This window comes from Ruegeria sp. CK3, assembly GCF_056536565.1.
Genome location: NZ_JBQFPV010000009.1, coordinates 21,168 through 47,030 on the forward strand (window position 1 = coordinate 21,168; position 25,863 = coordinate 47,030).

At 56.4% G+C, this 25,863-nt stretch carries 26 protein-coding genes and 1 pseudogene; 21 read left to right on the forward strand and 6 right to left on the reverse strand.

Going from position 1 to position 25,863, the window contains the following annotated elements:
• Positions 1–4 precede the first annotated feature (4 nt).
• The 7 genes from ACR0C3_RS14535 (at position 5) to ACR0C3_RS14565 (ending at position 6,197) form a co-directional block, all read left to right on the forward strand.
• Positions 5–1,015 carry an Ldh family oxidoreductase gene (locus ACR0C3_RS14535; protein WP_480759097.1) on the forward strand — a complete coding sequence of 337 codons (1,011 nt, stop codon included), beginning with the start codon at positions 5–7 and terminating at the stop codon, positions 1,013–1,015.
• A gap of 71 nt (positions 1,016–1,086) precedes the next feature.
• Entirely contained in the window at positions 1,087–1,494 is a 408-nt protein-coding gene (locus tag ACR0C3_RS14540; protein WP_480759098.1) for a universal stress protein, read from the forward strand.
• Positions 1,495–1,775: 281 nt separating this feature from the next.
• Positions 1,776–2,420 carry a lysophospholipid acyltransferase family protein gene (locus ACR0C3_RS14545; RefSeq protein ID WP_480759100.1) on the forward strand — a complete coding sequence of 215 codons (645 nt, stop codon included), beginning with the start codon at positions 1,776–1,778 and terminating at the stop codon, positions 2,418–2,420.
• Between the two features lie 529 nt (positions 2,421–2,949).
• Positions 2,950–3,291 (forward strand): hypothetical protein, encoded by a 342-nt coding sequence (locus tag ACR0C3_RS14550; RefSeq protein ID WP_480759101.1) that lies wholly within the window; start codon positions 2,950–2,952, stop codon positions 3,289–3,291.
• 121 nt (positions 3,292–3,412) lie between these two features.
• The gene (locus ACR0C3_RS14555) at positions 3,413–4,606 is read left to right on the forward strand and encodes a YcaO-like family protein (RefSeq protein ID WP_480759102.1); all 1,194 of its coding nucleotides are present in this window, start codon (positions 3,413–3,415) and stop codon (positions 4,604–4,606) included.
• Complete coding sequence (locus ACR0C3_RS14560) at positions 4,603–5,322, forward strand: TfuA-like protein (protein WP_480759103.1); 720 nt, start codon at positions 4,603–4,605, stop codon at positions 5,320–5,322. The genes ACR0C3_RS14555 and ACR0C3_RS14560 overlap by 4 nt, the downstream gene beginning before the upstream one ends.
• Positions 5,319–6,197 (forward strand): DMT family transporter, encoded by an 879-nt coding sequence (locus ACR0C3_RS14565; RefSeq protein ID WP_480759105.1) that lies wholly within the window; start codon positions 5,319–5,321, stop codon positions 6,195–6,197. The genes ACR0C3_RS14560 and ACR0C3_RS14565 overlap by 4 nt, the downstream gene beginning before the upstream one ends.
• 101 nt (positions 6,198–6,298) lie before the next feature.
• On the opposite strand, the gene ACR0C3_RS14570 is transcribed toward ACR0C3_RS14565, so the two are convergent.
• Positions 6,299–7,081, reverse strand: coding sequence for an IclR family transcriptional regulator (locus ACR0C3_RS14570; RefSeq protein ID WP_480759106.1), 783 nt, complete (start codon positions 7,079–7,081; stop codon positions 6,299–6,301).
• A 276-nt stretch (positions 7,082–7,357) separates the two neighbouring features.
• On the opposite strand from ACR0C3_RS14570, the gene ACR0C3_RS14575 reads away from it, so the two are divergent.
• The 6 genes and pseudogenes from ACR0C3_RS14575 (at position 7,358) to ACR0C3_RS14600 (ending at position 12,365) form a co-directional block, all read left to right on the forward strand.
• Positions 7,358–8,017: an ATP-binding cassette domain-containing protein gene (locus ACR0C3_RS14575; protein ID WP_480759107.1), complete on the forward strand. Its 660-nt coding sequence runs from the start codon at positions 7,358–7,360 to the stop codon at positions 8,015–8,017.
• 6 nt (positions 8,018–8,023) lie between these two features.
• On the forward strand, positions 8,024–9,133 hold the full coding sequence (locus ACR0C3_RS14580) for a mandelate racemase/muconate lactonizing enzyme family protein (RefSeq protein ID WP_480759108.1): 1,110 nt from the start codon (positions 8,024–8,026) through the stop codon (positions 9,131–9,133).
• Positions 9,134–9,147: 14 nt separating this feature from the next.
• A pseudogene (locus ACR0C3_RS14585) lies at positions 9,148–9,461 on the forward strand (L-rhamnose mutarotase).
• A gap of 7 nt (positions 9,462–9,468) precedes the next feature.
• Entirely contained in the window at positions 9,469–10,218 is a 750-nt protein-coding gene (locus tag ACR0C3_RS14590; protein ID WP_480759110.1) for an SDR family oxidoreductase, read from the forward strand.
• 15 nt (positions 10,219–10,233) lie between these two features.
• The gene (locus tag ACR0C3_RS14595) at positions 10,234–11,079 is read left to right on the forward strand and encodes a fumarylacetoacetate hydrolase family protein (RefSeq protein ID WP_480759111.1); all 846 of its coding nucleotides are present in this window, start codon (positions 10,234–10,236) and stop codon (positions 11,077–11,079) included.
• Positions 11,076–12,365 carry an L-fuconate dehydratase gene (locus ACR0C3_RS14600; protein ID WP_480759113.1) on the forward strand — a complete coding sequence of 430 codons (1,290 nt, stop codon included), beginning with the start codon at positions 11,076–11,078 and terminating at the stop codon, positions 12,363–12,365. Before ACR0C3_RS14595 ends, ACR0C3_RS14600 begins: the two co-directional genes overlap by 4 nt.
• Before the next feature lie 417 nt (positions 12,366–12,782).
• On the opposite strand, the gene ACR0C3_RS14605 is transcribed toward ACR0C3_RS14600, so the two are convergent.
• From ACR0C3_RS14605 to dctP, 5 genes are all read right to left on the reverse strand, one after another.
• Positions 12,783–14,297 (reverse strand): malonate--CoA ligase, encoded by a 1,515-nt coding sequence (locus tag ACR0C3_RS14605; RefSeq protein WP_480759114.1) that lies wholly within the window; start codon positions 14,295–14,297, stop codon positions 12,783–12,785.
• A gap of 5 nt (positions 14,298–14,302) precedes the next feature.
• A complete protein-coding gene (locus tag ACR0C3_RS14610) occupies positions 14,303–15,559 on the reverse strand; it encodes a malonyl-CoA decarboxylase (protein ID WP_480759116.1) in 1,257 nt (418 codons plus the stop codon).
• A complete protein-coding gene (locus ACR0C3_RS14615; RefSeq protein WP_170463731.1) occupies positions 15,556–16,872 on the reverse strand; it encodes a TRAP transporter large permease in 1,317 nt (438 codons plus the stop codon). Before ACR0C3_RS14615 ends, ACR0C3_RS14610 begins: the two co-directional genes overlap by 4 nt.
• Before the next feature lie 5 nt (positions 16,873–16,877).
• Complete coding sequence (locus tag ACR0C3_RS14620) at positions 16,878–17,420, reverse strand: TRAP transporter small permease (RefSeq protein ID WP_170378218.1); 543 nt, start codon at positions 17,418–17,420, stop codon at positions 16,878–16,880.
• 94 nt (positions 17,421–17,514) lie between these two features.
• A complete protein-coding gene (gene dctP, locus ACR0C3_RS14625) occupies positions 17,515–18,501 on the reverse strand; it encodes a TRAP transporter substrate-binding protein DctP (protein WP_480759117.1) in 987 nt (328 codons plus the stop codon).
• A 134-nt stretch (positions 18,502–18,635) separates the two neighbouring features.
• Between dctP and ACR0C3_RS14630 the strand changes: the two genes are divergently transcribed.
• From ACR0C3_RS14630 to ACR0C3_RS14665, 8 genes are all read left to right on the forward strand, one after another.
• On the forward strand, positions 18,636–19,295 hold the full coding sequence (locus tag ACR0C3_RS14630; RefSeq protein WP_480759118.1) for a GntR family transcriptional regulator: 660 nt from the start codon (positions 18,636–18,638) through the stop codon (positions 19,293–19,295).
• 184 nt (positions 19,296–19,479) lie between these two features.
• Positions 19,480–20,154, forward strand: coding sequence for a Crp/Fnr family transcriptional regulator (locus ACR0C3_RS14635; RefSeq protein WP_480759119.1), 675 nt, complete (start codon positions 19,480–19,482; stop codon positions 20,152–20,154).
• A 101-nt stretch (positions 20,155–20,255) separates the two neighbouring features.
• Positions 20,256–20,465, forward strand: a complete 210-nt coding sequence (locus tag ACR0C3_RS14640; RefSeq protein ID WP_480759120.1) for a YgaP family membrane protein — start codon at positions 20,256–20,258, stop codon at positions 20,463–20,465.
• Positions 20,465–20,899: a YeeE/YedE family protein gene (locus tag ACR0C3_RS14645; RefSeq protein ID WP_480759121.1), complete on the forward strand. Its 435-nt coding sequence runs from the start codon at positions 20,465–20,467 to the stop codon at positions 20,897–20,899. The genes ACR0C3_RS14640 and ACR0C3_RS14645 overlap by 1 nt, the downstream gene beginning before the upstream one ends.
• A gap of 3 nt (positions 20,900–20,902) precedes the next feature.
• Positions 20,903–21,340 carry a DUF6691 family protein gene (locus ACR0C3_RS14650; RefSeq protein ID WP_480759122.1) on the forward strand — a complete coding sequence of 146 codons (438 nt, stop codon included), beginning with the start codon at positions 20,903–20,905 and terminating at the stop codon, positions 21,338–21,340.
• Between the two features lie 24 nt (positions 21,341–21,364).
• Positions 21,365–22,249, forward strand: a complete 885-nt coding sequence (locus ACR0C3_RS14655) for an MBL fold metallo-hydrolase (RefSeq protein WP_480759123.1) — start codon at positions 21,365–21,367, stop codon at positions 22,247–22,249.
• 21 nt (positions 22,250–22,270) lie between these two features.
• Positions 22,271–23,950 carry a bifunctional protein tyrosine phosphatase family protein/NAD(P)/FAD-dependent oxidoreductase gene (locus ACR0C3_RS14660; RefSeq protein WP_480759124.1) on the forward strand — a complete coding sequence of 560 codons (1,680 nt, stop codon included), beginning with the start codon at positions 22,271–22,273 and terminating at the stop codon, positions 23,948–23,950.
• 23 nt (positions 23,951–23,973) lie between these two features.
• Positions 23,974–25,728 carry a SulP family inorganic anion transporter gene (locus ACR0C3_RS14665; protein ID WP_480759125.1) on the forward strand — a complete coding sequence of 585 codons (1,755 nt, stop codon included), beginning with the start codon at positions 23,974–23,976 and terminating at the stop codon, positions 25,726–25,728.
• Positions 25,729–25,863 lie beyond the last annotated feature (135 nt).

The following is a 25,863-nucleotide window of genomic DNA, read 5'->3' on the forward strand; positions in this document are numbered from 1 at the left end:
AACCATGACACAAGTGGAAAACATCAGCCTTTCCGAGGCAAAAGCCCTGATTTTAGGGGCGTTGGTGGCTCAGGGGGTTTCGAGTGAACACTCTGAGTCCGTCGCCAACGCGCTGGTGGCGGCAGAAGCCGAAGGTCAGGCGGGTCACGGTTTTTCGCGTCTCGGGGACTACGTTGCGCAGGTGCGCAGCGGAAAGATAAACCGGGACGCAAAAATTACTTCACGCTTGACCAATCAAACTGCGATCTCCACTGACGCCGATTTCGGCTTTGCATACCCGGCACTGGATCATGCGATTTCACAGGGAATAAGCGTGGCGCGTTCATACGGCACAGCAACGATGTCGATCAAAAACTCACATCATGCGGGGGCGTTGTCGGTGCAGGTCGAAAAACTCGCCGCCGAGGGTCTTGTGGGCTTGATGTTTGCCAATGCCCCTCCAGCAATTGCCCCTTGGGGCGCCGCGAGCCCGGTTTTTGGCACCAACCCCATCGCCTTTGCAGCCCCGCGACGCGACGCGCCGCCGCTGGTGATTGATCTGGCGCTGTCGCATGTTGCGCGCGGCAAGGTCATGCATGCCAAGAAAACAGGTAAGCCCATCCCGCCAGACTGGGCCTTTGACAAAGACGGCAAGCCAACAACCGACCCAGCCGCCGCATTGGCTGGTTCTATGGCCCCAGCCGGAGGGGCAAAAGGAACCGTCCTCGCCTTGATGGTTGAGGTTCTCGCGTCGGTTTTCACCGATGCAAACCCCAGCTTGGGCGTGGCTTCTTTTTTTGACGCGAGGGGTCCTTCTCCAGGGTCCGGGCAGTTCCTGATTGCCATGAGCCCAAGCAATCTGGGCTCCTTCACGGATCGTCTCGAAATGGTGCTGACGGCCATCGACGGCCTCGAAGGCGCACGGCTTCCGGGGGATCGGCGGGCAAACTCGATCGGCCACGCGCAGGTGCACGGTATAGCGGTTCCCGGTCAATATCTTGATCTGGCTCGCGAACTTGCACGTGCAGAAGTCTGAGGCCGCCAAGATGATCGTTTCCCGCGGTACGGCCGCCACAAACGCCCCCTAAATCGACAAAGGAACTGACCATGTACAAGCACATTCTGATCCCGGTCGCTCTGGACCACGAAGGCGTTGTCGCCAACAAAATCGCCGCTGGGCGCCGTCTGCTTGCTGAAGACGGCCGGATGACCTTGCTGACAGTGCTTGAAGACATACCCGGTTTCGTCGCCGAATTCGTGGAGTCGAAACCCGAGAACCACCTTACAGCGCGTATCAAGGACGAACTGGATCGCCTTGCGAGCGGCGCGGACGACATCTCGACCGAGGTTATCACTGGCAAGCCCGGCCTGAAGGTCGCGGAGTTTGCCCGCGAGAACCATGTTGATTTGGTTATTGTCGGATCTCACAAACCTGGTGTTCGAGACTATCTTCTGGGCTCGACGGCGTCGCGTGTTTCACGCCGTGCGCCGTGTTCGGTCTTCATCCTTCGATGAGGGGTAAGGGGTCTCAGACCCTCAAAAAACCCGGTACTGGCCGCCCGGACAAAGAGACTCGGTTGTTGCTTGGCCAGAGCGACGGAACAAACCTGAGCGAACAGCCCTATGATCGGCGCCGCTTGTCTTATGCGTCCACATTCAGAAACCCGGTTCAGCGATGGGCGATCAAAGCGATCGAGTTGGCTACAAGCAAGCTCCATTTGTTGCGTCGCATCCGAAAATTCGAGGCAATGGGCGTGCCCGCTGGGCAACCCTTCTGGGCGCAGGCCCTCAAGGTGATGGGCATCGCGCTGCAAACGCCCGATGAAGAAATTCGTCAAATCCCGAGCAAAGGGCCCGTGGTGGTTGTCGCCAATCACCCGCACGGACTTGTCGACGGCATGATCCTGGCCGAACTGATCGGTCAGGTCCGAACCGACTATAAAATTCTAACGCGGTCTCTGCTGACGGGTGTCGTTGAGATTGACCAGTTCATGATCCCGGTCCCCTTTGATCATGAACCCGACGCTCTTGAAAAGAGCCTTGAAATGCGCCGAAAAGCTATGGAGCATCTTGCGAACGGAGGTTTAATCGCATTGTTCCCTTCCGGGGTTGTTGCCTCGTCGGACAGTTGGTGGGGGTCTGCGGTCGAACGCGAATGGAATCCCTTTACAGCCAAACTTATCCAGCGCTCTGGCGCCACAGTTGTCCCCATTCGCTTTCCCGGACGCAACAGTCGCGCCTATCAAATCGCCAGCAATGTCTCTGCCACACTGCGTCAAGGGTTGCTTTTGTACGAAGTGCGGCATGCCTTGGATAAACCCCAGCGCCCGATCGTCGGTGACCCTATCGAGAGAGACGAGATTGAAAAACGGGCCGGCAATCCACGGGAACTGCTCAACTTTCTAAGACGGCGCACTGTCTCTTTGACCAGTCGGCGCTAGTCTCCCGTATAGCCACGCAGAAAAGAAAGCTTTACAGGATGGCGATACTGTTCGGCGCTTACAACTGTTGCTCATCACGCCCTTTAAAAAAAAGTTTGGTTCATGGGCTTGGACGACATGCAATTTGTTCAGAATCTTGGTCTGCGCTTTTGCCGCAAACAGAGTTTCCAACGGAAAGTATAGCGACTGCGCAGAGCACGACCACTACAAGATACCTAGGTCGTGCCCGGCCATATTTGACGACCCCGTTTCGGCCGATAGTGCGGAAATTTGTCACGCAAAGAAGGAGCGCCAAAAAACAGGTTTTGCTTTAGGTGTGAGCATGCTTGCAGCACCAAAGGCTTCCAAAGTCTGTCAAACCGATGCCTTTCCAATTGACCCCAACGTAGATTCTCATTCTAACTCATCTGGGATGGCGCCAGTCATCCGCCTTGGTGAACAAACAAATTTTATGTTAGGGAAAGGCGCGCTCTGGTTCTTGAAGTGCAAAACAAATTAGAACGACGATTCCAACAAAGGGAGAAATTAAATGTTTGAAAACAAAAGAACTGTTCGTGCGCCTGATGGCCGTCTGATCACCATCGATCAATCCGGAGTTTTTGCTCTACCTGAAACCAATTCTGCACATCGCCACTCTGCGATCGCTGCCGGAGAAGTATGCCAGGGTGACCCTTCGCAGGTCGGCGCCAAGATTGACCCCGGCCAGCATGGAGCCAAAATTGACCCGTCTCAGCTGGGTGCAAAAATTGATCCGGGCCAAATCGGGGCCAAGATCGATCCAGGCCAAATTGGTGCCAAAATTGACCCGTCTCAACTGGGAGCAAAAATTGATCCGGCCCAAGTCGGGGCGAAGATTCAACCAACTGCTTAAAACCAGTCCAAACAACGTATTTGAGTGTTGGCTCAAGCCTTTGAGCCAACATTCGTGTCGCGCAGTATGAATCGTCATTGCGCGCACTGATAGGTTGTTCCCAGTCGCGTGAGAACTTGGTTTGAAACAATATTTTGATGGGACACATCGCATTCGCTCGCCCAGGCAGACGGTTGAGCTTTTGCGGGACCTGTTTCCGGTTTTTGGCATCACGCGTATAGCGGATGTCACGGGGCTTGATCGTGTTGGGCTACCGACAACCGTCGTATGCAGGCCAAACTCGCGATCAATGGCCGTTTCTCAAGGGAAGGGCGTGACATATGACGCTGCGGTCGCTTCTGCTGTGATGGAGTCTATCGAGATTTTTCACGCCGAACGCATTGTGGCTCCGGTCATACTCGCGAGCCTTGAAGATATCAGATACACACACAGTGTTTTGCCAGTTGATCAGTTGCCGCTTAGCGATGAGGTGGAGTTTGATCCTTTCGCGCCGAACCTCTGGATTGAAATGCAACTATTGACGGGTTCCGGAAGTGTGTGGGTTCCCTACGAATTGGTACATACAAACTACACGCGCCCTCTCCCACCCGGGAGCGGGTTCTTCCTGTCGAGTTCGAACGGTCTGGCCTCGGGCAACTCACTTTCCGAGGCAAAGATACACGGCTTGTGCGAGGTGATCGAACGGGATGCTGTGGCGCTATGGTCGCGTTTGCCGTGGCAAGAGCGTGACGCACGTCGAATTGATCAACGGACTATCGAAGATCACGGTTTGTGCCAGACCCTAAGCAAATTCAAGGACGCAGACATAAACTTGGCGATCTGGGACGTGACGACGGAAATCGGCGTGCCCGCCTACTTGGTATGGGCATGTGAAAACGGAAACGTGCCGATACTTCTCTCGCGCCCATCTGTCGGCGCAGGGTGTCACCCTTGTCGGCAGATCGCGCTCTCGCGCGCCCTGACAGAAGCTGCACAGGAACGACTGACATTGATCACAGGCGCGCGTGATGATCTGCACTCGGACTACTACTCGGAGATGAAGTTCCAAGAAACGATTGCCCGACCTGGATGCCTGAGTTATGACTCCAGGCAGTCGTATGAAAGCAAATCTCCCGAGGGAGATCTTGTTTGGCTCAAATCGCGGTTGACTGCCGCTGGACTGGACGGTGCCTGCTTCATCGACATTACAGCCGACTATGTCTCCAATCGCATCGCAGTTGTACGGGTGGTCGTCCCCGGGTTGGAGGGGCCGCATGACGACCCACGCTATACGCCGGGACTGCGTGCGCAAAATGCGACAGCGTTAATGCAATGACCGTTTTTGTTTTCTGCGGCCCCACCATTCACGAAAGTGAAGCCAAACAGATTTTGACCGCTGAATATCTGCCCCCGGCGGCTCAGGGGGATGTATTGAATGCGGTCGCGCGAAAGCCACACGCCATAGGAATAATTGACGGTTATTTTCAGTTCACACCGTCTGTGTTGCACAAGGAAATACTCTGGGCGCTTGATCAGGGTGTGCATGTATTCGGCAGCTCTAGCATGGGTGCGTTGAGGGCAGCGGAGCTGCATAGTTTTGGGATGAAAGGGGTTGGCCGCATCTTTGAGGAATACCGCGACGGTCTATTGACGCGTGACGACGAGGTCGCCTTGAATCACGGACCTGCCGAACTGAAATACCCGTCGCTGTCAGAGCCGCTTGTAAACATCAGAGCAACACTTGAGGTTGCTTTGGAAACCAAAGTCATTTCCCAAGAAACGGCCGATAAGCTACTGAATCTAATGGATCAAGAGTATTTCTCCAACCGCTCGTACAAACATATGATGCACCTCGGCGAACAGAACAATGTACAACCCGATGAATTGCTTCTGCTTGAGCGATGGCTTGAGGGCAACACGGTCAATCAGAAAAAAATAGATGCCATCGAAATGCTTAAGTCTATGGACGCATTTTTACGCGAAACACCTGGTCCGTTCACTGCACGCTTTCGGTTGGAGCGAACGTCAATATTTGATCAGCTCACGTCATGATCGCCCGCCTCAAACCATCACAACTCTACGCCAATGGTCCAGCCTACTTTGCGCTAGGTGTTTTTTTTATGTCTGCGATGGACGCAGTCGCCAAGGTGCTATCCGAGACGTATTCAGGGCTTCAGATCATCTTGTTTGAAAGCGCCTTTGGCCTTTTGTTTTTCCTTGTATTTATTGCGCCTCGAAACTGGGGATCATTGGCCTCACCAAGATGGCCACTATTGATGGCCAGGGGGGTGCTCACCCTAGGCACAATGTACTTTTTCATTTCCGGTCTTCAAAACTTGCCGCTTGCCGAAGTGACCATGATTTTCATGGTCGCGCCTATCTTTTCGATGGTCTTGTCTTCACTTGTGTTTCGAGAACATCCCGGGCTGCCACAACTACTTGCACTCGTTTCAGGCGCTATGGGCGCTTTACTTTTAATACGCCCGCCGGGCCTAGGTCTAAACGTGGCAGCCTTTTTTCCATTGGCGGCCGCGTTGTGTAGCGCACTCGGCTTAATCACGGCGCGTGCCCTTTCGCGACGGGATACACCGGAAGCAATCGCCGGATATGAATATCTCATGGTCTTTGCCGCAGCCGCTTTTTTGGTTCCCTATGGGAGCTACATTCCCGGTATTTCCGACCTCTGGCTCGTTGGCTTGTTGGGTGTTTGTGGCGCTTTGTGTGTGTATTTCAGAACGTCAGCATGTTCCTTCTCACCGATTAGTACACTGGCATCGATTGAGTATTCCGGAATGCTCTGGGCGGTCTTCTTCGGCTATTTGATCTGGAGTACCTTGCCCGATTTGTGGGGCTGGATAGGCGCTGGTCTCATCACAATTGGCGGTCTTTTGGCCAACAAAACCAAAGAGGACGCAACTCTTGTCTAGAGACACGAGTTTTTGGCGAAAACAGCCTCTTCGCACATGGATCAGAACGGACATGGACTAGCCTGCTTGACTTTATCTCTTTGTGACAAGTGACTTGTAGGTCAGGCTTGCGACTTGCCCGTATAGAAATCGGTCAATTCTACCGCCAAAGATTTGTAGAGTTGATGCACGTCTTCAATTCCCGGAACTTCAAGTTGGTCGATCCTTTCCAGAAATGGACAGTTCACCACGCTGATTGCCTGCCCTTCGTGGTCCAGCACGGGGTAGGCGAGGTTGGTCACCCCAACCGCTGTGGCTGATGGCGTTCGCTCATAGCCCAATTCGCGTATGCGGGCGACATGTTCCCTGAATTCAACGACATCCAATTCCGGCTCACCTTGCGCAAGCCTGTGATTGTCTAGCAGGTCTTCAAGGGCGGCGTCACTGCGAAACGCCGCAAGTACACGGCCGGTGCCAGTATTCCCAAGGCCAATCACGGTTCCGACGCGTAACGCCAAGCCCCAGTTCCCGGGTGAGGCGATCGAAGCGACAACAACTATGTCTCCATTGCTCTCCATACCCATATGGCAGGATTGCCAGGCCTTTCGCGTTACGGCCCGCATTTTGGGTGTCGCCATCTCAAGTAACCGCTCGACCGGAGGATACCTTTGGGAAATCGCAAACATTTTCAGGCTGAGCGAATAGAGATCATCGCCAGAGGACCGGATCACATAACCGCGTCGCACCAGTGTGGACAACATCCGGTAAATTTCGCTCTGGGACCGATCCAGAGCGCGTGCAATGTCGCCTTGTGCCAGGCCGTCGGCATGCAGCGATAGCAACTCGATGATGTCCAAACCCTTCTCTAGGGCAGGGGCGCGATATTTCTCTGAAGTTGCCGACACGTATTCCTCCCAATTCGCGCTTGCGGGCGAATGTGTGAGCAAAGTGCCTTGAATGCGCAGTGGATGTCAATATTGATTTATATGTGAATAGATGTTTTATATACGAAAAAGATGGCACACGAGAGTCGCCAAAAAAGAACTAAGGGAGAAGCAAGTGATGAATTCGTATTGTAATATTAGTAGCTTGCTTGAAAGCTGCGCTGTTTTGCGTGCTGGGGCAACGCATGCCGAATCGAACTGTGGATCGTTCGTCGAAGCTGCAGAAAATACACGGCTTTGCGTATGATCACGGGGCTCGAAGATATCTCCGATGGCAAGATTTGTATCAGCAGTCGGGTGGTCAACGACCTGCCTCCGTGTGAACGCAACAACTCGACGGTGTTCCAGAACTACGCGCTGTACCCGCATATGACCGCGCGCGAAAATCCGCGTTTCACACTGCAGATCGCCAGGCGCCCCCAGGCTACAGCAATACTTGGGCCGGACGACTTGATGAACCGCAAGTCGGCAGAGCTGTCCGGTCGTCAGCTCCAGCGCGTCGGCAATACCATCGTCTACTTAACCCACGATCAACTTGAGGCGATGACGCTGGCTGACTGCGTCGTTCTGAAGGATGCGCTCGCGTTCCCGGCCTCGGCTCGCGACCATGTAAGCGCGGGACATGTGGTTCAATTCGGCGACAGCGCCGACAATCTCATGCAGGTCGGCCACGCAGTCGAGGAAAAGGGCGCTTTGGTCGATCCGGAGCTGCCGGTTGCACTGGAAGAACCCTTGGGCGCCGGAACCTCGCTGTTTGCTGATCTAGCGGGGGTCGAGGTTAAGGCCAAGATGTTCAATCCGCGCCAGGTGGAGCAGGGCGAGACGCTGCCATTCCATCTGGTTCTCGACAAATGCCACGTCTTCGACGCGGCCACTGGTGAGGCGCTGAGAGGGTAAGCAACCATGGCCACCATCACCCATATCGAACTGCGCATGATCGACCTGAACCCAAAGGTGAAACGGGTTGATGCCATTCAGTCCTTTGTCAGTCAGGAAACGCCCATTGTGACCGTGACCGATAGCGATGGGGCACAAGGTGTGGGCTATTGCTACACCATCGGCACCGGTGGCCCGTCGGTGATGGCGTTGCTTGAAAAAACGCTGGCACCCGCTCTGATAGGGCATGATGCGGATCGGATCGAAGGCATCTGGCGCGATCTGTTGTTCCTGACACATGCGACGGCGGTGGGGGCGATCACTTCACTTGCTTTGGCCGCGATTGATACCGCTCTTTGGGATTTGCGCTGCCGCAAACAAGGGCTGCCGCTGTGGAAAGCCGCGGGGGGATCGCGGGATCGCATCCCGCTCTATTCGACCGACGGCGGTTGGCTGCATCTGGACACACAGGCCTTGGTCGATGACGCGCTGGCGATGCAGGGGCAGGGGTTCCGCGGCTCGAAAATCAAGATCGGGCGAGACCACCTAAGCGAGGATGCCACCCGTTTGGCTGCGGTGCGTGAAGCGGTTGGGCCGGGATATGAAATCTTAACCGATGGCAATCAGGGCTTTACCCTGTCCGAAGCGATCCGCCTAGCTCAGGTTTTGGAAGACTATCGTATCGGCTGGTTCGAGGAGCCACTGCCCGCGGATGACGTCGCAGGCCATGCCGAACTGTCGCAACGGACCTCGGTGCCGATAGCCGTCGGCGAAAGCATGTACTCGCTGAGCCAGTTCAAGGACTATTTACACGCAGGTGCGGCCAGTATTGTGCAGGTTGATGTGGCGCGGATCGGAGGCATTACCCCATGGCTGAAAGTGGCACATCTGGCCGAGGCGTATAACGTCATGGTCTGCCCGCATTTTTTGATGGAACTGCATCTGCCACTGGTCTGTGCGATACCAAATGCAAAATGGCTGGAATACATCCCACAGCTCGACAGCGTTACGACGGACGCGATACGCATTGAGGATGGGCTTGCCTTTCCGTCAGATTTGCCTGGGCTTGGTATCGCGTGGGACTGGCAAGCAATCACTGCTCAGTCCACGCCGATTGAGATCAGGGAGGGCGCATGATGCAAGGTATGGCCATGGTGATCGCGGCGAAGCCCGAAAAGCTAGACAAATACAAGCGTCTGCACGCTGCCTTCTGGCCACATGTGCTGGCTCAGATCGTCAAAAGCAGTATCCGCAACTACACGATCTTTTTGCGTGAACCCGAGAGCCTGCTGTTTGGGTACTGGGAATATCACGACACCGATTTCAAAGGGGATATGGCCGCATGGCGCAAGACCCCAAAACGCGGGCATGGTGGAGTTTCACCGACCCTTGCCAAAACCGTCTGCCCAGCCGCGTCGAAGGCGAGCAATGGGCGCCCATGATTGAAATATTCCATACGAATTGAGGACGACATGACGAAACCAAAGGGCCGTCTGGCCGGAAAGAAAGCACTGATAACTGCCGCGGGGCAGGGCATTGGCCGCGCCAGCGTCGAGAAATATGTTGCAGAAGGCGCGCAGGTGATTGCATGCGACATTAACGATGCAACGCTTGCCGAACTGGCTGCGATCGAGGGTGTGACGGCTCTGAAGCTGGACGTCACCGATGCGGATGCCGTGGCCGACGCGGTAGCGACCGCCGGAGAGTTGGACGTGCTGTTCAACTGCGCAGGGTTCGTTGGGGCCGGCTCGATCCTTGAATGCGAGGATGACCAGTGGGATTTCAGTTTTGATCTGAACGTCAAGGCGATGTACCGGCTGGCCAAGCTGGTTCTGCCCGACATGTTGGAGAATGGCGGTGGTTCGATCATCAACATGTCTTCGGTCGCGTCGTCGATCAAAGGCGTGCCTAACCGCTTTTCGTACTGCGCGTCCAAAGCGGCCGTGATTGGCTTGACCAAATCCATCGCCGCCGACTTCATCACGCAAGGCGTCCGCTGCAACGCGATCTGCCCTGGCACCGTAGATAGCCCCAGCCTACACGACCGCCTGCGCGCGACCGGCGACTACGAGCAGGCGATGAAGGACTTCATCGCGCGCCAGCCCATGGGCCGCATCGGGCACGCAGACGAGGTTGCCGCCTTGGCCGTCTATCTGGGCAGCGATGAGACCGCATTCACCACCGGACAGACCTTCGCCATCGATGGCGGCTGGACCGTTTGATCAGGGAGATTTGAGATGAAACTGCTGCGTTACGGTCCGGTCGGACAAGAAAAACCCGGCCTTATGGATGAAAACGGCGCAATCCGCGATTTGTCGAGTGTCATTGGCGATATAGCGGGCGACGTGTTGTCGGATGCCGGTCTTGATGCCCTGCGCGCGCTGGAAGTGAATGCGCTGCCCGTGGTAGAAGGTACGCCGCGCATTGGAGCCTGTGTCGGGCATGTAGGCAAGTTCATTTGCATCGGCCTGAACTACGCCGACCATGCAGCTGAATCTGGCATGGCCCTGCCCGAAGAACCGGTGATCTTCTTCAAGGCGACCTCGGCGATCATGGGGCCTGATGACACTGTGGAAATCCCCCGCAACTCAGTCAAAACCGATTGGGAGGTCGAACTGGGTGTGGTGATCGGCAAGCATACAAAATACGTATCCGTCGAGGACGCGCTGGACCATGTCGCGGGCTATTGCGTGGTCAACGATCTGTCGGAACGCGACTTCCAGCTGCACCGCTCGGGCCAGTGGGTAAAGGGCAAGTCCGCCGACACGTTTGGCCCCATCGGCCCATGGCTGGTGACGCGTGATGAGGTGTCGGACCCGCAGAACCTGCCGATGTATCTTGAGGTGAACGGGCATCGGTATCAGGACGGCTCGACCAGAACGATGCATTTTGATGTTGCGACAGTGATCTCGCACCTGTCGCAGTTCATGTCATTGCAGCCGGGTGATGTGATCTCGACGGGGACGCCTCCGGGCGTGGGTATGGGGCAGGACCCGCAAACCTATCTGAAACCCGGCGACCGGATGGAGCTGGGGATCGAAGGGTTGGGCGTTCAGCGCCAAACCGTTGAGGCCAGCAAGTGACCCGGATTACCGGCATTCGGACCGAGGACCTGCGGTTCCCGACCTCGTCCAGTTTGGATGGGTCGGATGCGATGAACCCCGATCCCGACTACTCTGCCGCCTATGTGGTGCTGGAAACTGACGGCGAGCATGAGGGTCACGGACTGACTTTCACCATTGGTCGCGGCAATGAGATCTGTGTGGCCGCGATCGAAGCCCTCGGTGCGTTGATCAAAGGGCTGGAGCTGGACTGGATCACAGAAGATATGGGCCGGTTCTGGCGCCATATCACGGGGGACAGCCAGCTTCGATGGATTGGCCCGGACAAGGGCGCGATCCACCTAGCGACCGGCGCGATCGTGAACGCTGCTTGGGATTTGTGGGCCAAAGAGGCGGGAAAACCCGTCTGGCAATTGGTCAGCGAGATGAGCCCCGAAGAAATCGTGTGCTTGATCGACTTCCGCTACCTGACCGATGCGATCACTCCGGATGAGGCGCTGGCGATGCTTCGTGCGGCTGAACCGGGCAAAGCGGAGCGTATCGCTAAACTGAAGGCCGAGGGCTATCCCTGCTACACGACCTCGGCGGGCTGGCTGGGCTATCCCGACGACAAGCTGCGCCGCCTTTGCCATGAGGCCAAGGAGGCGGGCTTTACTCATACCAAGTTCAAAGTTGGCCGCGATCTGGATGACGACATTCGCCGCCTGACCATCGCACGTGAAGTACTGGGCGAAGACATGAACATTATGATCGACGCCAATCAGGTGTGGGAGGTCGATCAGGCGATCCACTGGGTCAAGGCGCTGTCTTTTGCGCGACCGTTCTTCATCGAAGAACCCACCAGCCCCGATGATGTATTTGGCCACAAGGCGATCCGCGAGGGCGTCGCACCGGTCAAAGTAGCGACGGGCGAGATGTGCCAGAACCGGATCATGTTCAAGCAGTTCATCAAGGAAGGCGCAATCGACATCGTTCAGATCGACAGCTGCCGGGTGGGTGGGCTGAACGAGGTGCTCGCAGTCATGCTGATGGCGGCGAAATACGATCTGCCGGTTTGGCCCCATGCCGGGGGCGTGGGCCTGTGCGAATACGTCCAGCATATGTCGATGATCGACTACGTCGCGATCTCAGGTGAGAAGGTCAGCAAGCGGATCGAGTATGTCAATCACCTGCATGAGCACTTTATCGACCCATGCGTGGTGAAGAACGGGGCCTATTTGGCGCCGACACAGCCCGGGTTCTCGATCGAGATGAAGCCCGACAGTATCAGAGAATTTCGGTTCCTGCCTCCAATGGCAGCGGAATAAACCCCTATGGCTTGCCTCTAATAGCAACATCAATCGGGCTGCGCTTTACCCGACCTGAAGGAGATACAATACGTTCAACTTTGGGAAAACGGCCTTTGGGGCCGCCAGTATTGTTGCGCTCGGCGAAACCGCAGCTTTGTCACAACGCCGGTGTACTGCAAAAAACTTTGACCCACGATGCGCGATACATGACACCATCCAAGTATTGGCTCAAGTTTTCGCACCATACCATGACGGATGGCCAGCTGATTCGTCATGCGGGTTATGAAAATATGTATATTTGCGAACTGGCCGAGACGCTTAGACAGGTTTGACTAAGTGACATCTAACGTGTTTTTCGCGCACGGCTTTTGCGAAATTGGGACAAGCCGCAGTTGCCCCCACGTTGCATTGCTTGATTCGAAAAACGGCAGCCTCTCATGCGGCCACGAACATTTCCTTGTACTGGTCACGTAGGATGTTCTTTTGAACCTTGCCCATGGTGTTGCGGGGAAGCTCATCCATCAGGATCAACTTGCGGGGGTGTTTGAACCGCGCGAGGCTGTTGCACACCGCAGCCTGCATCTGTTCAAGGTTGGGGGTCTCGCCCGGTTCTGCGACAATTACACCAAGAACCGTTTCTCCGAAGTCTGGGTGGGGTACGCCAACGACGGCGCTTTCCAGCACGCCGGGTTGGTCATCGAGCACCAGTTCAATCTCCTTGGGGTAGATATTATAGCCACCTGAGATGATCAGGTCTTTGTTTCGGCCTACGATCTGGACATAGCCCTCTTCATCGATCCGGCCCAGATCGCCGGTGATGAAAAAGCCGTTCTCGCGCAACTCGGCCGCGGTTTTTTCAGGCATTTGCCAATAGCCCTGGAATACGTTTGGTCCGCGCACCTCGATCTCTCCAATCTCGCCATTGGGCAGGGCGTTGCCATCAGAGTCGCAGATTTTCAGCTCAACCCCGGGCAGAGGGACCCCGACGGTGCCTGGTCGACGCTCCCCTTCATAGGGGTTTGATGTATTCATGTTGGTTTCGGTCATGCCGTAGCGTTCGAGTATGCGGTGTCCGGTGCGCTGTTCGAACTGCACATGCGTTTCCGCCAGCAAGGGCGCGGAACCGGAAACAAAAAGGCGCATGTGTTCGGCCAGTTCCCTTGTGAACCGATCGTCATCCAACAGGCGGGTGTAGAAAGTGGGCACGCCCATCATTGTCGTGGCCTGAGGCATCTGACGGATAACCTCGTCCAGATCGAACTTAGGCATGAAAATAATGCTACTGCCCGCAGCCAGTGACACGTTAGTTGCCACAAACAGTCCGTGAGTGTGAAAGATCGGCAGCGCGTGCAGCAGCACGTCGTCGGATGTGAAACGCCATTCTTCGACGAGCGTTTCGGCATTCGACAACAGGTTGTTCTGGGTAAGCATCGCGCCTTTGGACCGGCCCGTGGTGCCCGATGTGTAGAGGAATGCGGCCAAATCCTCGCCGTCCCGATCGACAGTGTCGAAGCTGAGAGGCATTACCGACGCCTTTTCCATCAGGCTGCCGCTGCCATCCGCGTTCAGGGTCTCTACGCGCGCGCTCAGTTGCGCGCCAATGGGGGCAAGTTTCTCTTCACTTTTGGCGTCACAGACAATCAGAGAGGCACCGCTGTTTTCAATAAAGTAGGTCAGCTCATCAACGGTATAGGCGGTATTCAAGGGTAAAAACACCAGGCCGGCCTGCGCGCAGGCGGCATAGAGGGCCAGCGCTTCTGCTGATTTCTCGATCTGCGCCGCAACCCGGTCGCCGGGCTTTAGGCCTAACTGTGTGGTCAGGTGGGCGATCTGCGCTGCGGTGCTTAAAAAGTCCTGATGCGTTATCACCGAACCGTGGAGCAGATGCAAAAAAGGTGTGTCTTTGCCGGCGTGAGCGCCGAACAAACCGTCATAGAGAGGATTGGCCATAGGGATTACCTTTCCTGTGTCGATGTGAGAGAGGCGGACGCGGCAAGCGATTTGACCTCAGTCGAGGCGTTCACCTCGCGGGTATTGGCAAATTGTTCGTGGTTCTGCGCCACGCGGCTAAGGTCATAGAGATAGTTGACCATGGTGCCGCCGGACTGTGCCCGGCCCTTGTCCGAAGTATCGGCATCCGCATGAACCGCATGAACCAGCGCACCGTTGCCAAGATGGAACCGCGCCACCGGGTCGAAAGGCGTGTTGCCCCGGCCCTTGGCGTTCAGCAGGTAATACGCCGCCAGTGCCTTCATCTGATCGGGCTTTTCGATGTCCCATTCAATTTTTTCCTGCGTAAGCCACTGGCTCAGGCCAGGAATGGGCGACAGGGTGACAAAGGTCTTCAGCCCCGACAATTCCGCCGCCAGATCCGAGGCCACCTGCTTGATCAGCGAGTTGCCGAACGAGATGCTGGCCAACCCGGCCTGACAATTCGAGATCGAGTAGAACACAGCCGTATCCGCCTGATCCTGCGGCAGCGGATCGCGGTCTTCGGCAAGCAACGCCTGAACCGAGCCCGGGATGCCTTGGTTCAGCGCCACTTCGACAAAGATCAATGGCTCATCGGGCATTGCGGGGTGGAAGAAGGCGAAACATCGTCGGTCGGTTGGCTCGAGCCTGCGGCGCAGGTCATCCCAGCTGTCGATGGCATGGACCGCCTCATAAGCGATGATCTTTTCCAAAATATGCGCCGGGCTTTCCCAATTGATCGGGCGCAGCACCAGAAAGCCACGGTTGAACCAGCTGGCGAATAGGTGCCTGAAATCCAGATCCAGCGCCTGCAACTCGGGCTCCTTGCCGCCCAACCGCAGCAGGTCGGCGCGCATCTGAACCAGCGCGCCGGTGGCACCGGGCACCCGGTTCAATCGACGGATCAATTCCTGCCGGGCCGGTTCCACCGCAGCTGCGAAGCTGCGATAGGTGGCTTTCGAGGGATCGCGTTCGTATTCATCCAGTGACGAGCGCACCGCCTCGGGGTCGATATTCATGGCGGTGGCGATATAGCGGAAGAACACCAGCTTTTCCTCGCCACCCAGAGTGTCGAACCGGGTCAGGATTTCCTCAGCCAGCGCCAGCCCCGAAGTCTCGCCCGCTGACCCGACCAGAGCATCGGCCAGTTCGGTCAGCGGGCGGCCATCGAGAGCCGCCGCGCCCGAGCGGCGATAGCGTCGCTCGAACACGGTGGACAGAAGATCCGCCAGAAGGGTCATACCGCCGCTCCCATCACTAGGTCAGGCAACCAGGTGGCCAGACCAGGGAACAGGCAGAGCAGGACAATCGCAATTACCATGCAGGCCACGAAGGGGAGGGAGCCTGTCAGGATGGTCTTCAGCGAGATGTCGGGCGCGATGCCGTTGATCACATAGAGGTTCAGGCCGACAGGGGGCGAGATCAGGCCAATCTCCATGTTGATGGTCAGTACAACCGCAAACCAGATCGGATCGAAGCCAGCGGTGGTGATGATCGGCAGCAGGATCGGCGCCGCCATCAGGATCACAGCCACGGGCGGCAGGAAGAACCCGGCGATCAGCAGGAACACGTTGACCGCACCCATCAGAACCCAGCGGTTCACGTCCAGCGTACCGATCCATTCGGCAATCGCCTGCGTGATGAACAGCGAGCTGAGCATGTACGAGAACACACCGGCAGCGGCGATGATGAACAGGATCATCACGCTTTCCTTGGTGCTGTCGCGCAGCACGACCCAGATGTCCTTGGGGTTCCACAGCTTGTAGATGATCATTGCGATCAGCAGGCAGAGCAGGGCGCCAACGGCAGCGGTTTCCGACGGCGTGGCGATACCGCCATACATGGCGTACAGCACACCCAGAATGATGCCGAGGAAGGGTAGAACCCGCGGCAGGATCTCGAAACGTTCACGCCAAGTGTAGCTGCCAGACCCCAGACGGGTGGCGTCACCGGATTTCCAGGTCGAATAAAGCGACCAGGCCATGAACAGACCAACCAGCATCAGGCCGGGGATCACGCCGGCCAAAAACAGGCGACCAATCGAGGTCTCGGTGGCGATGCCGTAGACGATCATGGTGACCGAGGGCGGGATCAAGATGCCAAGCGTACCACCTGCAGCGATGGAACCTGCGGCAACGCCGTCGGGATAGCCGCGCTTGCGCATCTCGGGAATGCCCATCTTGCCGATGGCGGCACATGTGGCAGGTGAAGATCCGGACATGGCTGCGAACAAAGCGCAGGCGCCAAGGTTGGATACGACCAACCCTCCGGGTACACGGGTCAGCCAGCGTTCCAAGGCTTCGTACAAGTCGGCTCCGGCCCTCGTCGACGCGATGGACGCCCCCATGATGATAAACATCGGGATCGACAGAAGGGCAAAGTTATCCAGCTTTCCGAACAAAATCTCAGGCATCAGTTCCAGCGAACGCGGGCCGTCGAAGACAATCAGAAACCCGGCTGAAACGATAAGCAAACCGATGGCGACCGACACGCCCGAAAACAGAACAAGGATGGTGGCGATGGCGACAATGGCGCCGAGCAGAAGGGGGTCCATCGGCTTTACTCCAGACCAAAGGGTTTATCGATGCCAAGCAGGACGGCGACGAGGTCAGCAATCAGCTGAAGCAGCAGCAATCCAAAGCCGACCGGGATGGACAGGTAGGGAATCCACAGGCGCACACCCCATACGGTGTCGGATTTCCAGCCACGCTCCCATGCGAAGTGCCAATACTCGTAGCCGTAGAACAGCATGACCGAGACGATGGCGATGGACAGGGCCGAGGTCAGGATCGCCATAAAATAGCGGGGGCGCGGGGCCAGCGAGATCGGGATCAGGTCGACATTCACATGCCCGCGCAGGCGTTGCACATAAGGTAGACCGACGAGGGTGGCGGCGATGACAAGATAGATGACCGCTTCGGTTTGCCAAATGGTCGAGCCATTCAGGACAAAACGCACGACGATCATTTGGCAGGTGATGGCGACGGCAGCAACGATCATGGCTGCGGAACACCATCCGGCCAGTGTTGAAAGCGCAGCGACAAGACGAAGGAAAGGATTGTTCCCGGTATGGGAAGCAACGGCAGAGCTATGGCCAGCCATTTGCGTCTCCTAGTGATTGAGATGCAATTAAGTCTGAAAATCAGAACTGAGATCAGTGCTGGGCGGCATCGGAGCCGCCCAGGCGAGTAGATGGTCAGTCGACCGCCAGAGCCTTGTCCAGCAGTTCCTGCCCGTCCGGCACCTCTTCCACAAACGCCTTGTAGGATGTTTCCTGTGCCAGAGCGCGCCATGCTTCGAAGTCTTCCGGGCTCATTTCGGCGATCTCGACGCCCGCTTCGGCGAAGACTTTGGCCGAGTTTGCGTCCTGCTTCTTGGCTTCTTCCAGATAGTAAGTCTGTGCCTTTTCAGACGCGGCAAGCAATGCAGCTTGCTGATCTTCATTCAGCCCGTCGAAGGTGGATTTGTTCATCAGCAATGGCTGGTACATGAACCACAGGGCAACGTCGCCCGCTGGCGTGTAGCAGCTAACCTGTTCGTAGATGCGATAGCTGACAAATGACGATGACGACGTATTGGCCGCCTGCAAAACGCCAGTCTGCATCGCGTTGTAGATTTCCGATGACGCCATCGAGGCGATTGAGGCATCGGCCCCGGCCAGCATCTGCTCAAAGGATTTACCTGCTGCGCGGGTCTGTAAGCCTGCGATATCTTCGGGCTTGGTGATGCACTTGTCCTTTCCGGCAAAACCACCGGCCAGATATCCATGGACCAGAACCATCACGTCATCCTCGGCCATCTTCTCTTCCAACGCCTCCATGAAGGGAGATTCGGAGAGACGCGCTGCGTGATCGTGGTTTTTCACCAGACCGGGCATCAAAGTCAGGTTATAGGCGGGCTGCTGACCACCGGCATAGCTGAGCGGCAGAACGGTCATGTCCAACTGACCTCGGCTGAGCGGCTTGTACTGCTCGCGCGGTTTGAACAGCGATTTTGAACCGAAAATCTTAATCTCCAGATCGACATCGGCGGCGGCAACCTCATCGGCAACGATCTGGGCGACCTGGTGACGGATGTCCTTGTTGGACCACTGGTGCGACAGGCGCAGCTCTTTTGCGGATACAAGTGTGCCAGCAGATACAAGCGCTGCGACAGCAACGGCTGTCTTAAAAATGGTTTTCATTATTTCCTCCCTGGTTCGACCCGGCGCACCGGGGTCAGGGTATGCTTAAGCCGGTTCTGTTTTTTAGTCAACGTTTTTGTATACAAGATCATTGCTCTTGAATTTTCTACAAATTGAGTCCTATACATAATCCTATGGACTTACGACTTGCCGATAATATCGCCCAAGAACTGGAAGAGTTGATCTTTGACGGTACATTCTCTGACGGCGACCGTTTGGATGAGGTCAAACTGGCCGAACAGTTTGGAGTCTCGAGAACGCCACTTAGAGAGGCATTTCAACGACTTGCGCTGTCGGGCCTGGTCGATCTCATTCCACGACGTGGTGCTTTCGTGCGACAGCCGGGTCCGGTAGAACTGATGGAGATGTTCGAGGTGATGGCCGAGCTTGAAGCTGTCTGCGGCCGACTTGCCGCTATGCGTATCTCCGAGGAGGCGTTGAAAGATCTGACGGACGCCAACACGAGATGTCAGCAGGCCGTTGATGCCGGTGATCCAGATACGTACTACCTCGAAAACGAACGGTTTCATCGAATTATCTACAAGCAATCCGGGAATTCGTTTCTGGAACAAGAGGCCTCCAAGCTGCATCGGCGCCTCAAACCTTTCCGGCGGCAACAACTTCGATTTCGTGGCCGTATGGCGCAGTCGATGTCCGAACATGAGGACATCGTTCGCGTTCTTGAGGACGGCTTGGCGGACGATACTGCCAATGCCCTTCGTTCCCATGTCGCAGTTCAAGGCGAGAAGTTTCATAACCTGATGGCATCGCTAAAAAACACTGCTGAGCGATAAGCGGGCGGGGGTTACCACCTCCAGCCACGCAGCCCAATTCTATTCCAGCACGGGGAAATGCCATATGACAGGAATGGCATCTTTCAGAACGCGGTTGTTCGCCTCACATTCAAAATATCGCATTGAACAACAGCGCCGTTCTGACACAATTGCTGCGGCAAGCAAAATGGTAGGATTTTCGGCTATGCAACACTCTTGGATTGATAAGTTCAAAGGTCTCAGCCGCTTACCGGATACTGTGCGCGCCGACCTCATCAGCGGCAGTCAGATCGTCAACGTTCCCGCTGGCACGCAGATATTCGCGCCTGGCCAAACGGCTGACAATCTATTGCTTCTGCTGGAGGGAACCGTCCGGGTTCAGCAGAAATCTGAGACCGGGCGCGAGGTGTTCCTCTATCGTGTTCACGCCGGTGAAAGCTGTGTGCTGACCACGGCGTGTATGCTGGCTTTTGAAGACTATTCCGCCGACGGCATTGCCGAGACAGACGTTTCAGCGGTGGCTATCCCGCGCCAAACGTTCGACGATCTGGTTGCGAAATCCCCTGTGTTTCGCGAGTTCGTCTTTTCAGCTTACTCACGCCGGATCACCGATCTCTTTACTTTGATCGACGATATCGTGTTCAAGCGTATGGACGTACGGCTGGCTTCGCGGCTGCTAGAGCTGGCAGGGGTAGGCGAGACCGTACACGCAACGCATGCAGTGTTGGCTACAGAGTTGGGTACGGCGCGCGAAGTGATCTCGCGTACCTTGGCGGAATTCCAACGCCGTGGCTGGGTAGAACAGTCGCGCGGCGAAGTCTGCATGACCGACCGCGAGGGGCTGGAACGCTTGGCAAGATCGGCGGCGCCCGAGGTCTAAATCAAACTTTGCATTTGCTTTGGCAGTTTGGTGACCATGTCACCAAAGCTGTGAGCAGCGCTGTGCAATTGTCATTTCATCGATTCCCGATGGAGTGTGACATGACAACAAATATGGGCAAACTCGACCGCGCGTTGCGCATTCTGATTGCTGCGATGCTTTTATACATGGCTTTGGGCACGAGTGTGCTGGGGGGCGGATTCCTGTTCTGGCTGGCGCTGATCGTGGCGGGTGTGTTCACCCTGACGGCCTTTGTCGGCAACTGCCCGCTTTACCGCATCGTTGGCCTCAAGACCTGTCAGGACTGCTGATGATCGAGACAGCATTTACCCCTTGGGCGTCGCTGACAGGCGGCGTTCTGATTGGAGTGGCCTCGGTGCTGCTAATGTTGCTGATTGGGCGCGTGATGGGGGCAACCGGTGTTTTGGCCGGGCTGCTGCGGCCTGCATCTTCCAGTGATTTTTCCTGGCGCGCCGCGTTGCTGGCAGGCATGGCAACCGGCCCCTTGGTGGTGAGGTTGATGTGCGGGCAGATGCCTCAGGTGCAGGTGCCGGTCTCCACTGCCGCGTTTGTTCTGGGCGGTGTGGTTGTCGGAGTCGGTGTGACCCTGGGCGGCGGCTGCACCTCGGGCCACGGTGTGTGTGGAATGGCGAGACTAAGCGTTCGCTCGATCACAGCCACAGCAACGTTCATGCTGCTCGCCTTTGCCACCGTTTTCGTCACACGCCACGTTTTCGGAGGATAAAGCGTGAAACTCATCTCAACCTATTTGATCGGTCTGGTCTTCGGTGTTGGAATCTCGCTTTCCGGCATGGCGAACCCAGCCAAGGTGCTGAATTTCTTTGACCTGTTTGGTGCCTGGGACCCGTCCCTGATCTTTGTCATGGGAGGTGCACTGATAACCACCTTTGTTGGCTACAAGATGGTCTTCGGCCGTGCCGCACCCCTGCTTGAACCTGCGTTTCATTTGCCGTCGGCGCGAAAGATTGACTTCAAGCTCGTCGGTGGGTCCGCCTTGTTCGGTATCGGTTGGGGCATCGCCGGATTCTGCCCTGGTGGCGCATTGCCAGCACTGGGCACGGGTCGCTGGGAGGTCTTCGCCTTCGTCGGTGCCCTGGTTGTGGGCATTGCCTTCACCAAGGGCCTGCAGGCGGCGCTGGCTCCTGATTTGCAAACACGTACCTGAAATTAGACCCGGAGGAGACAAGATATGGCCACTTACCCCGTAAACATGGCGATCAAGCCAGACGTATTTGCGTTCTTTGACGCTGCAACGAACACGATCAGCTACATCGTGAAAGACCCGGATTCGAGCGCTTGCGCGATCGTCGACAGTGTCATGGATATCGACTACGCGGCTGGGCGTATCACTTTCGACCACGCGGATGAACTGATCCGGACTGTGATCGACAAGGGCCTGCAGCTGGAGTGGATTATCGAAACCCATGTGCATGCCGATCATCTGTCCGCCGCGCCGTATATTCAGGAAAAACTTGGGGGCAAGATCGGGGTCGGCTCCAAGATCACCGTGGTGCAGGACACGTTCGGCAAGGTCTTCAACGAAGGGACCGAGTTTCAACGTGACGGCTCGCAATTCGATGCGCTTTTCGAGGATGGCGACACCTATATGATCGGGAATATGCAGGCCTATGCCATGTACACGCCCGGACATACGCCAGCCTGCATGGTTCATGTCATGGGTGATGCGGCTTTTGTTGGGGATACGCTGTTCATGCCCGATGGCGGCTCCGCCCGCGCCGATTTTCCGGGCGGCGACGCGGGCGTTCTGTATGACTCGATTCAGAAAGTTCTGGCATTGCCGGATGAGACGCGTCTGTTCATGTGCCACGACTACGGGCCAAACGGGCGCGATATTGCCTGGGAAACCAGCGTAGCCGAGGAAAAGACCCACAATATCCATGTTGGCGGCGGCAAGACGAAAGAAGAATTCGTCAAGTTCCGCACCGAACGTGATGCAACGCTGGCGATGCCAAACCTCATTATCCCTTCACTGCAGGTCAACATGAGAGCAGGCGAGGTGCCCAAGGATCCCGACGGCAACCCGATGCTCAAAGTGCCTGTAAACACCCTCTAATGGGCCAGAAGGAGAACAGAGATGGAGTTTCGCACGATATCACCCAAATTCACCGTCAGCCCTCAGATCTCGGTCGAGGATGTCGGGACAATCGCTGCGCAGGGTTTCCGCGCGATCATCTGCAATCGGCCAGATGGCGAAGGGGCGGATCAGCCCTCGTTCAAGGAAATCGCCGCCGCAGCCAAGGCTGCAGGGATCGAGGCCCGCTATGTTCCCGTGCAATCAGGCATGGTGAAAGATGGGGATGTCGAGGCGTTTGGCGCAGCGCTTGAGGACCTGCAACGCCCGGTGTTTGCATATTGTCGCACCGGAACACGCTCGGCCACGCTATGGTCTTTTCATGAGGCTATGAAACGGCCGATTGCCGAAATCCTGACAGCCACCAAGGCAGCGGGCTACGACATGAACGGCGTGGCCCGCCGGATCGCAAATGGCGGCAAGACCCCAACAGATACGGGCGACGCCCATTTTCAGGTTGTTATTGTCGGCGCGGGGGCAGGGGGGATCTCGGTCGCTGCCAGTCTGAAATCGAGGCAACCCGATCTGGATATTGCCGTCATTGATCCGGCAGATGTTCACTACTACCAGCCCGGTTGGACCATGGTGGGCGGCGGTATCTTTGATGCCCAGACGACGGCCAAGACCATGGGCAGTCTGATCCCCAAAGGCGTGCATTGGATCAAGGCGGCCGTCGCCGCGTTTGAGCCGGAAAGCAACGCCGTCGTTTTGGATGGTTGCCGAGTGGTGAAATACGACCGACTTGTCGTCTGCCCGGGTCTGAAGCTGGATTGGGGCAAGGTCGATGGGTTGGAGGAAACTCTTGGCCGCAACGGCGTAACCTCGAACTATCGCTATGATCTTGCCCCATATACGTGGCAGTTGGTACGAGAGATGCAAAAGGGCAGAGCAATTTTTACCCAGCCTCCGATGCCAATCAAATGTGCCGGTGCGCCGCAAAAGGCCATGTACCTATCCGGCGACGCGTGGTCTCGGCGGGGCGTACTGAGCGACATTGACATCCAGTTCATGAACGCCGGTGGAGTGCTATTCGGCGTCAAAGACTATGTCCCGGCACTGGAGGGCTATGTTAAAAAATACGACGCTTCGTTGAATTTCTTCCACAACCTCGTTGCAATCGACGGGCCCGCGAAGACGGCAGTATTCGAGGTGACCCAACCAGACAATGAGCCGTGCAGGGTCGAAGTCTCCTTTGACATGATCCATGTCTGTCCCCCGCAGACCGCTCCGGATTTCGTTCGGGTGTCGCCGCTTGCGGATGCTGCTGGGTGGGTCGATGTCGATCAGGCCACGCTAAGGCACAAGAGCTATGACAATATCTGGTCCCTGGGCGATGTGATGAATGCACCGAATGCCAAAACAGCAGCGGCGGCACGCAAGCAGGCGCCCGCCGTGGCGGACAACATCGTGGCTGACATCGCAGGTCGGTCTGCGACGGCGCAATATGATGGCTACGGCTCGTGCCCGCTGACCGTCGAACGTGGCAAGATCGTATTGGCCGAGTTCGGCTATGGTGGAGCGCTCAAGCCCAGTTTTCCGCGTTTTCTTTTAGATGGCACGAAACCCAGTCGTTTGGCGTGGTTTCTGAAGGAAAGCCTGCTGCCGCCGATCTATTGGAAGGCAATGCTGCGCGGCAAGGAATGGATGGCGCGTCCTGAAAAACTGAACGTGGTCCCGGAATAGTCCTGCGCATCGGAAGACCTCAGATGATCAACCATCTTCGCCGATTTGTCCCCATTCTCGATTGGGGCCGGAGTTATACGCGCGGCTCATTTTTAAACGACCTGATTGCAGCCTTGATCGTGACGATCATGTTGATCCCGCAATCGCTTGCCTACGCTCTGTTGGCGGGATTGCCTCCCGAGGCCGGTATCTACGCGTCGATTGTTCCGATTGTGCTTTATGCGATCTTCGGGACAAGCCGCGCGCTGGCGGTTGGGCCGGTTGCGGTGGTGTCGCTTTTGACCGCCACTGCGATCGGGCAGGTGGCTGAGCAGGGCACTGCAGGCTATGCCGTCGCCGCCCTGACCTTGGCTTTTCTGTCCGGCGCGTTTCTGGTGCTTATGGGCGTAATGCGGTTGGGGTTCATGGCTAATTTCCTCAGCCACCCGGTGATTGCGGGGTTTATCACAGCCTCCGGCGTTTTGATTGCGACCAGTCAGCTCAGGCACATTCTGGGTTTCGATGCGCATGGGCACACACTGCCTGAAATGGTCGGATCAATCCTTGCCCATTTACCTGAAACAAATTGGGTGACGCTGGCAATCGGCAGCCTTGCCACCGGCTTTTTGTTCTGGGTGCGCAAGCACCTCAAACATTTTCTTGGGTTCTTGGGGGTAGGGCCGGTTCTTGCCGACATTCTGACGAAAGCCGGGCCTGTCGCCGCCGTGGTCGCCACAACTGTTACCGTCTGGACTTTGGGTCTGAATGCTCAAGGTGTTCAAGTTGTAGGTGCGGTGCCACAGGGCTTGCCTCCGTTCACAATGCCCGACCTTTCCTTAGATCTTGTAGAAGAGCTGATCGCTCCTGCGATCCTGATTTCGATCATCGGATTTGTCGAAAGTGTCTCGGTCGCGCAGACACTGGCCGCAAAGAAACGCCAGCGTATTGATCCGGATCAGGAGTTGATCGGTTTGGGCGCGGCCAATCTGGGGGCAGCGTTTACAGGGGGCTATCCGGTTACGGGTGGGTTTGCGCGTTCAGTTGTCAATTTTGATGCCGGAGCGGAAACACCGGCTGCCGGTGCATTCACTGCCGTAGGGCTAGCCATCGCCGCCTTTGCACTGACCCCGTTGGTTTACTTCCTGCCCAAGGCCACTTTGGCCGCGACGATCATTGTTGCCGTCCTAAGTCTTGTGGATTTTTCAGTTCTGAAAAAGACATGGGTCTATTCTCGCGCAGATTTTGTAGCGGTCGCCGCCACCATTGGCCTTACGTTGGGGTTGGGGGTCGAGGTGGGGGTTGCCTCGGGCGTGGTAACCTCGATCCTGCTGCACCTTTACAAGACTTCGCGCCCGCATGTGGCCGAGGTGGGGCTTGTGCCCGGCACCCAGCATTTCCGCAATATTCTACGTCACGAGGTTGAAACGATCCCGTCCATAGTGACGTTGCGCGTGGATGAAAGCCTGTATTTCGTCAACGCGCGGTTTCTGGAAGATCTGATCCAGCACCGCGTGCCTGAAGGAAGCAATGTCAGTCATGTGATCTTGATGTTTTCTGCGGTGAACGAAGTTGACTACTCCGCGTTGGAAAGTCTTGAGGCGATCAACCACCGTTTATCAGATATCGGCGTCGGTCTACATCTGTCTGAGGTCAAGGGGCCGGTCATGGACAGACTGAAGCGATCTCATTTCCTTGAACAGTTGAACGGTCTGATATTTCTATCGCAATATGAGGCTTGGATCACGGTCGGCGCGCAAGACAAAGTTGTTGAGACAGTCCGAAACCGCTCGAAGCTTTAGATTTGTCAGGCTTAACTTCCGATTGAAGCGCGGCGCTTACGCCCTGTATAGCGAGTGATAAATAGCAGTAACGAATCCTCTGACGGGGGTGTCTCCGCTCAACATACAGTAGGCGTATTCCCATATCCTTTTTTG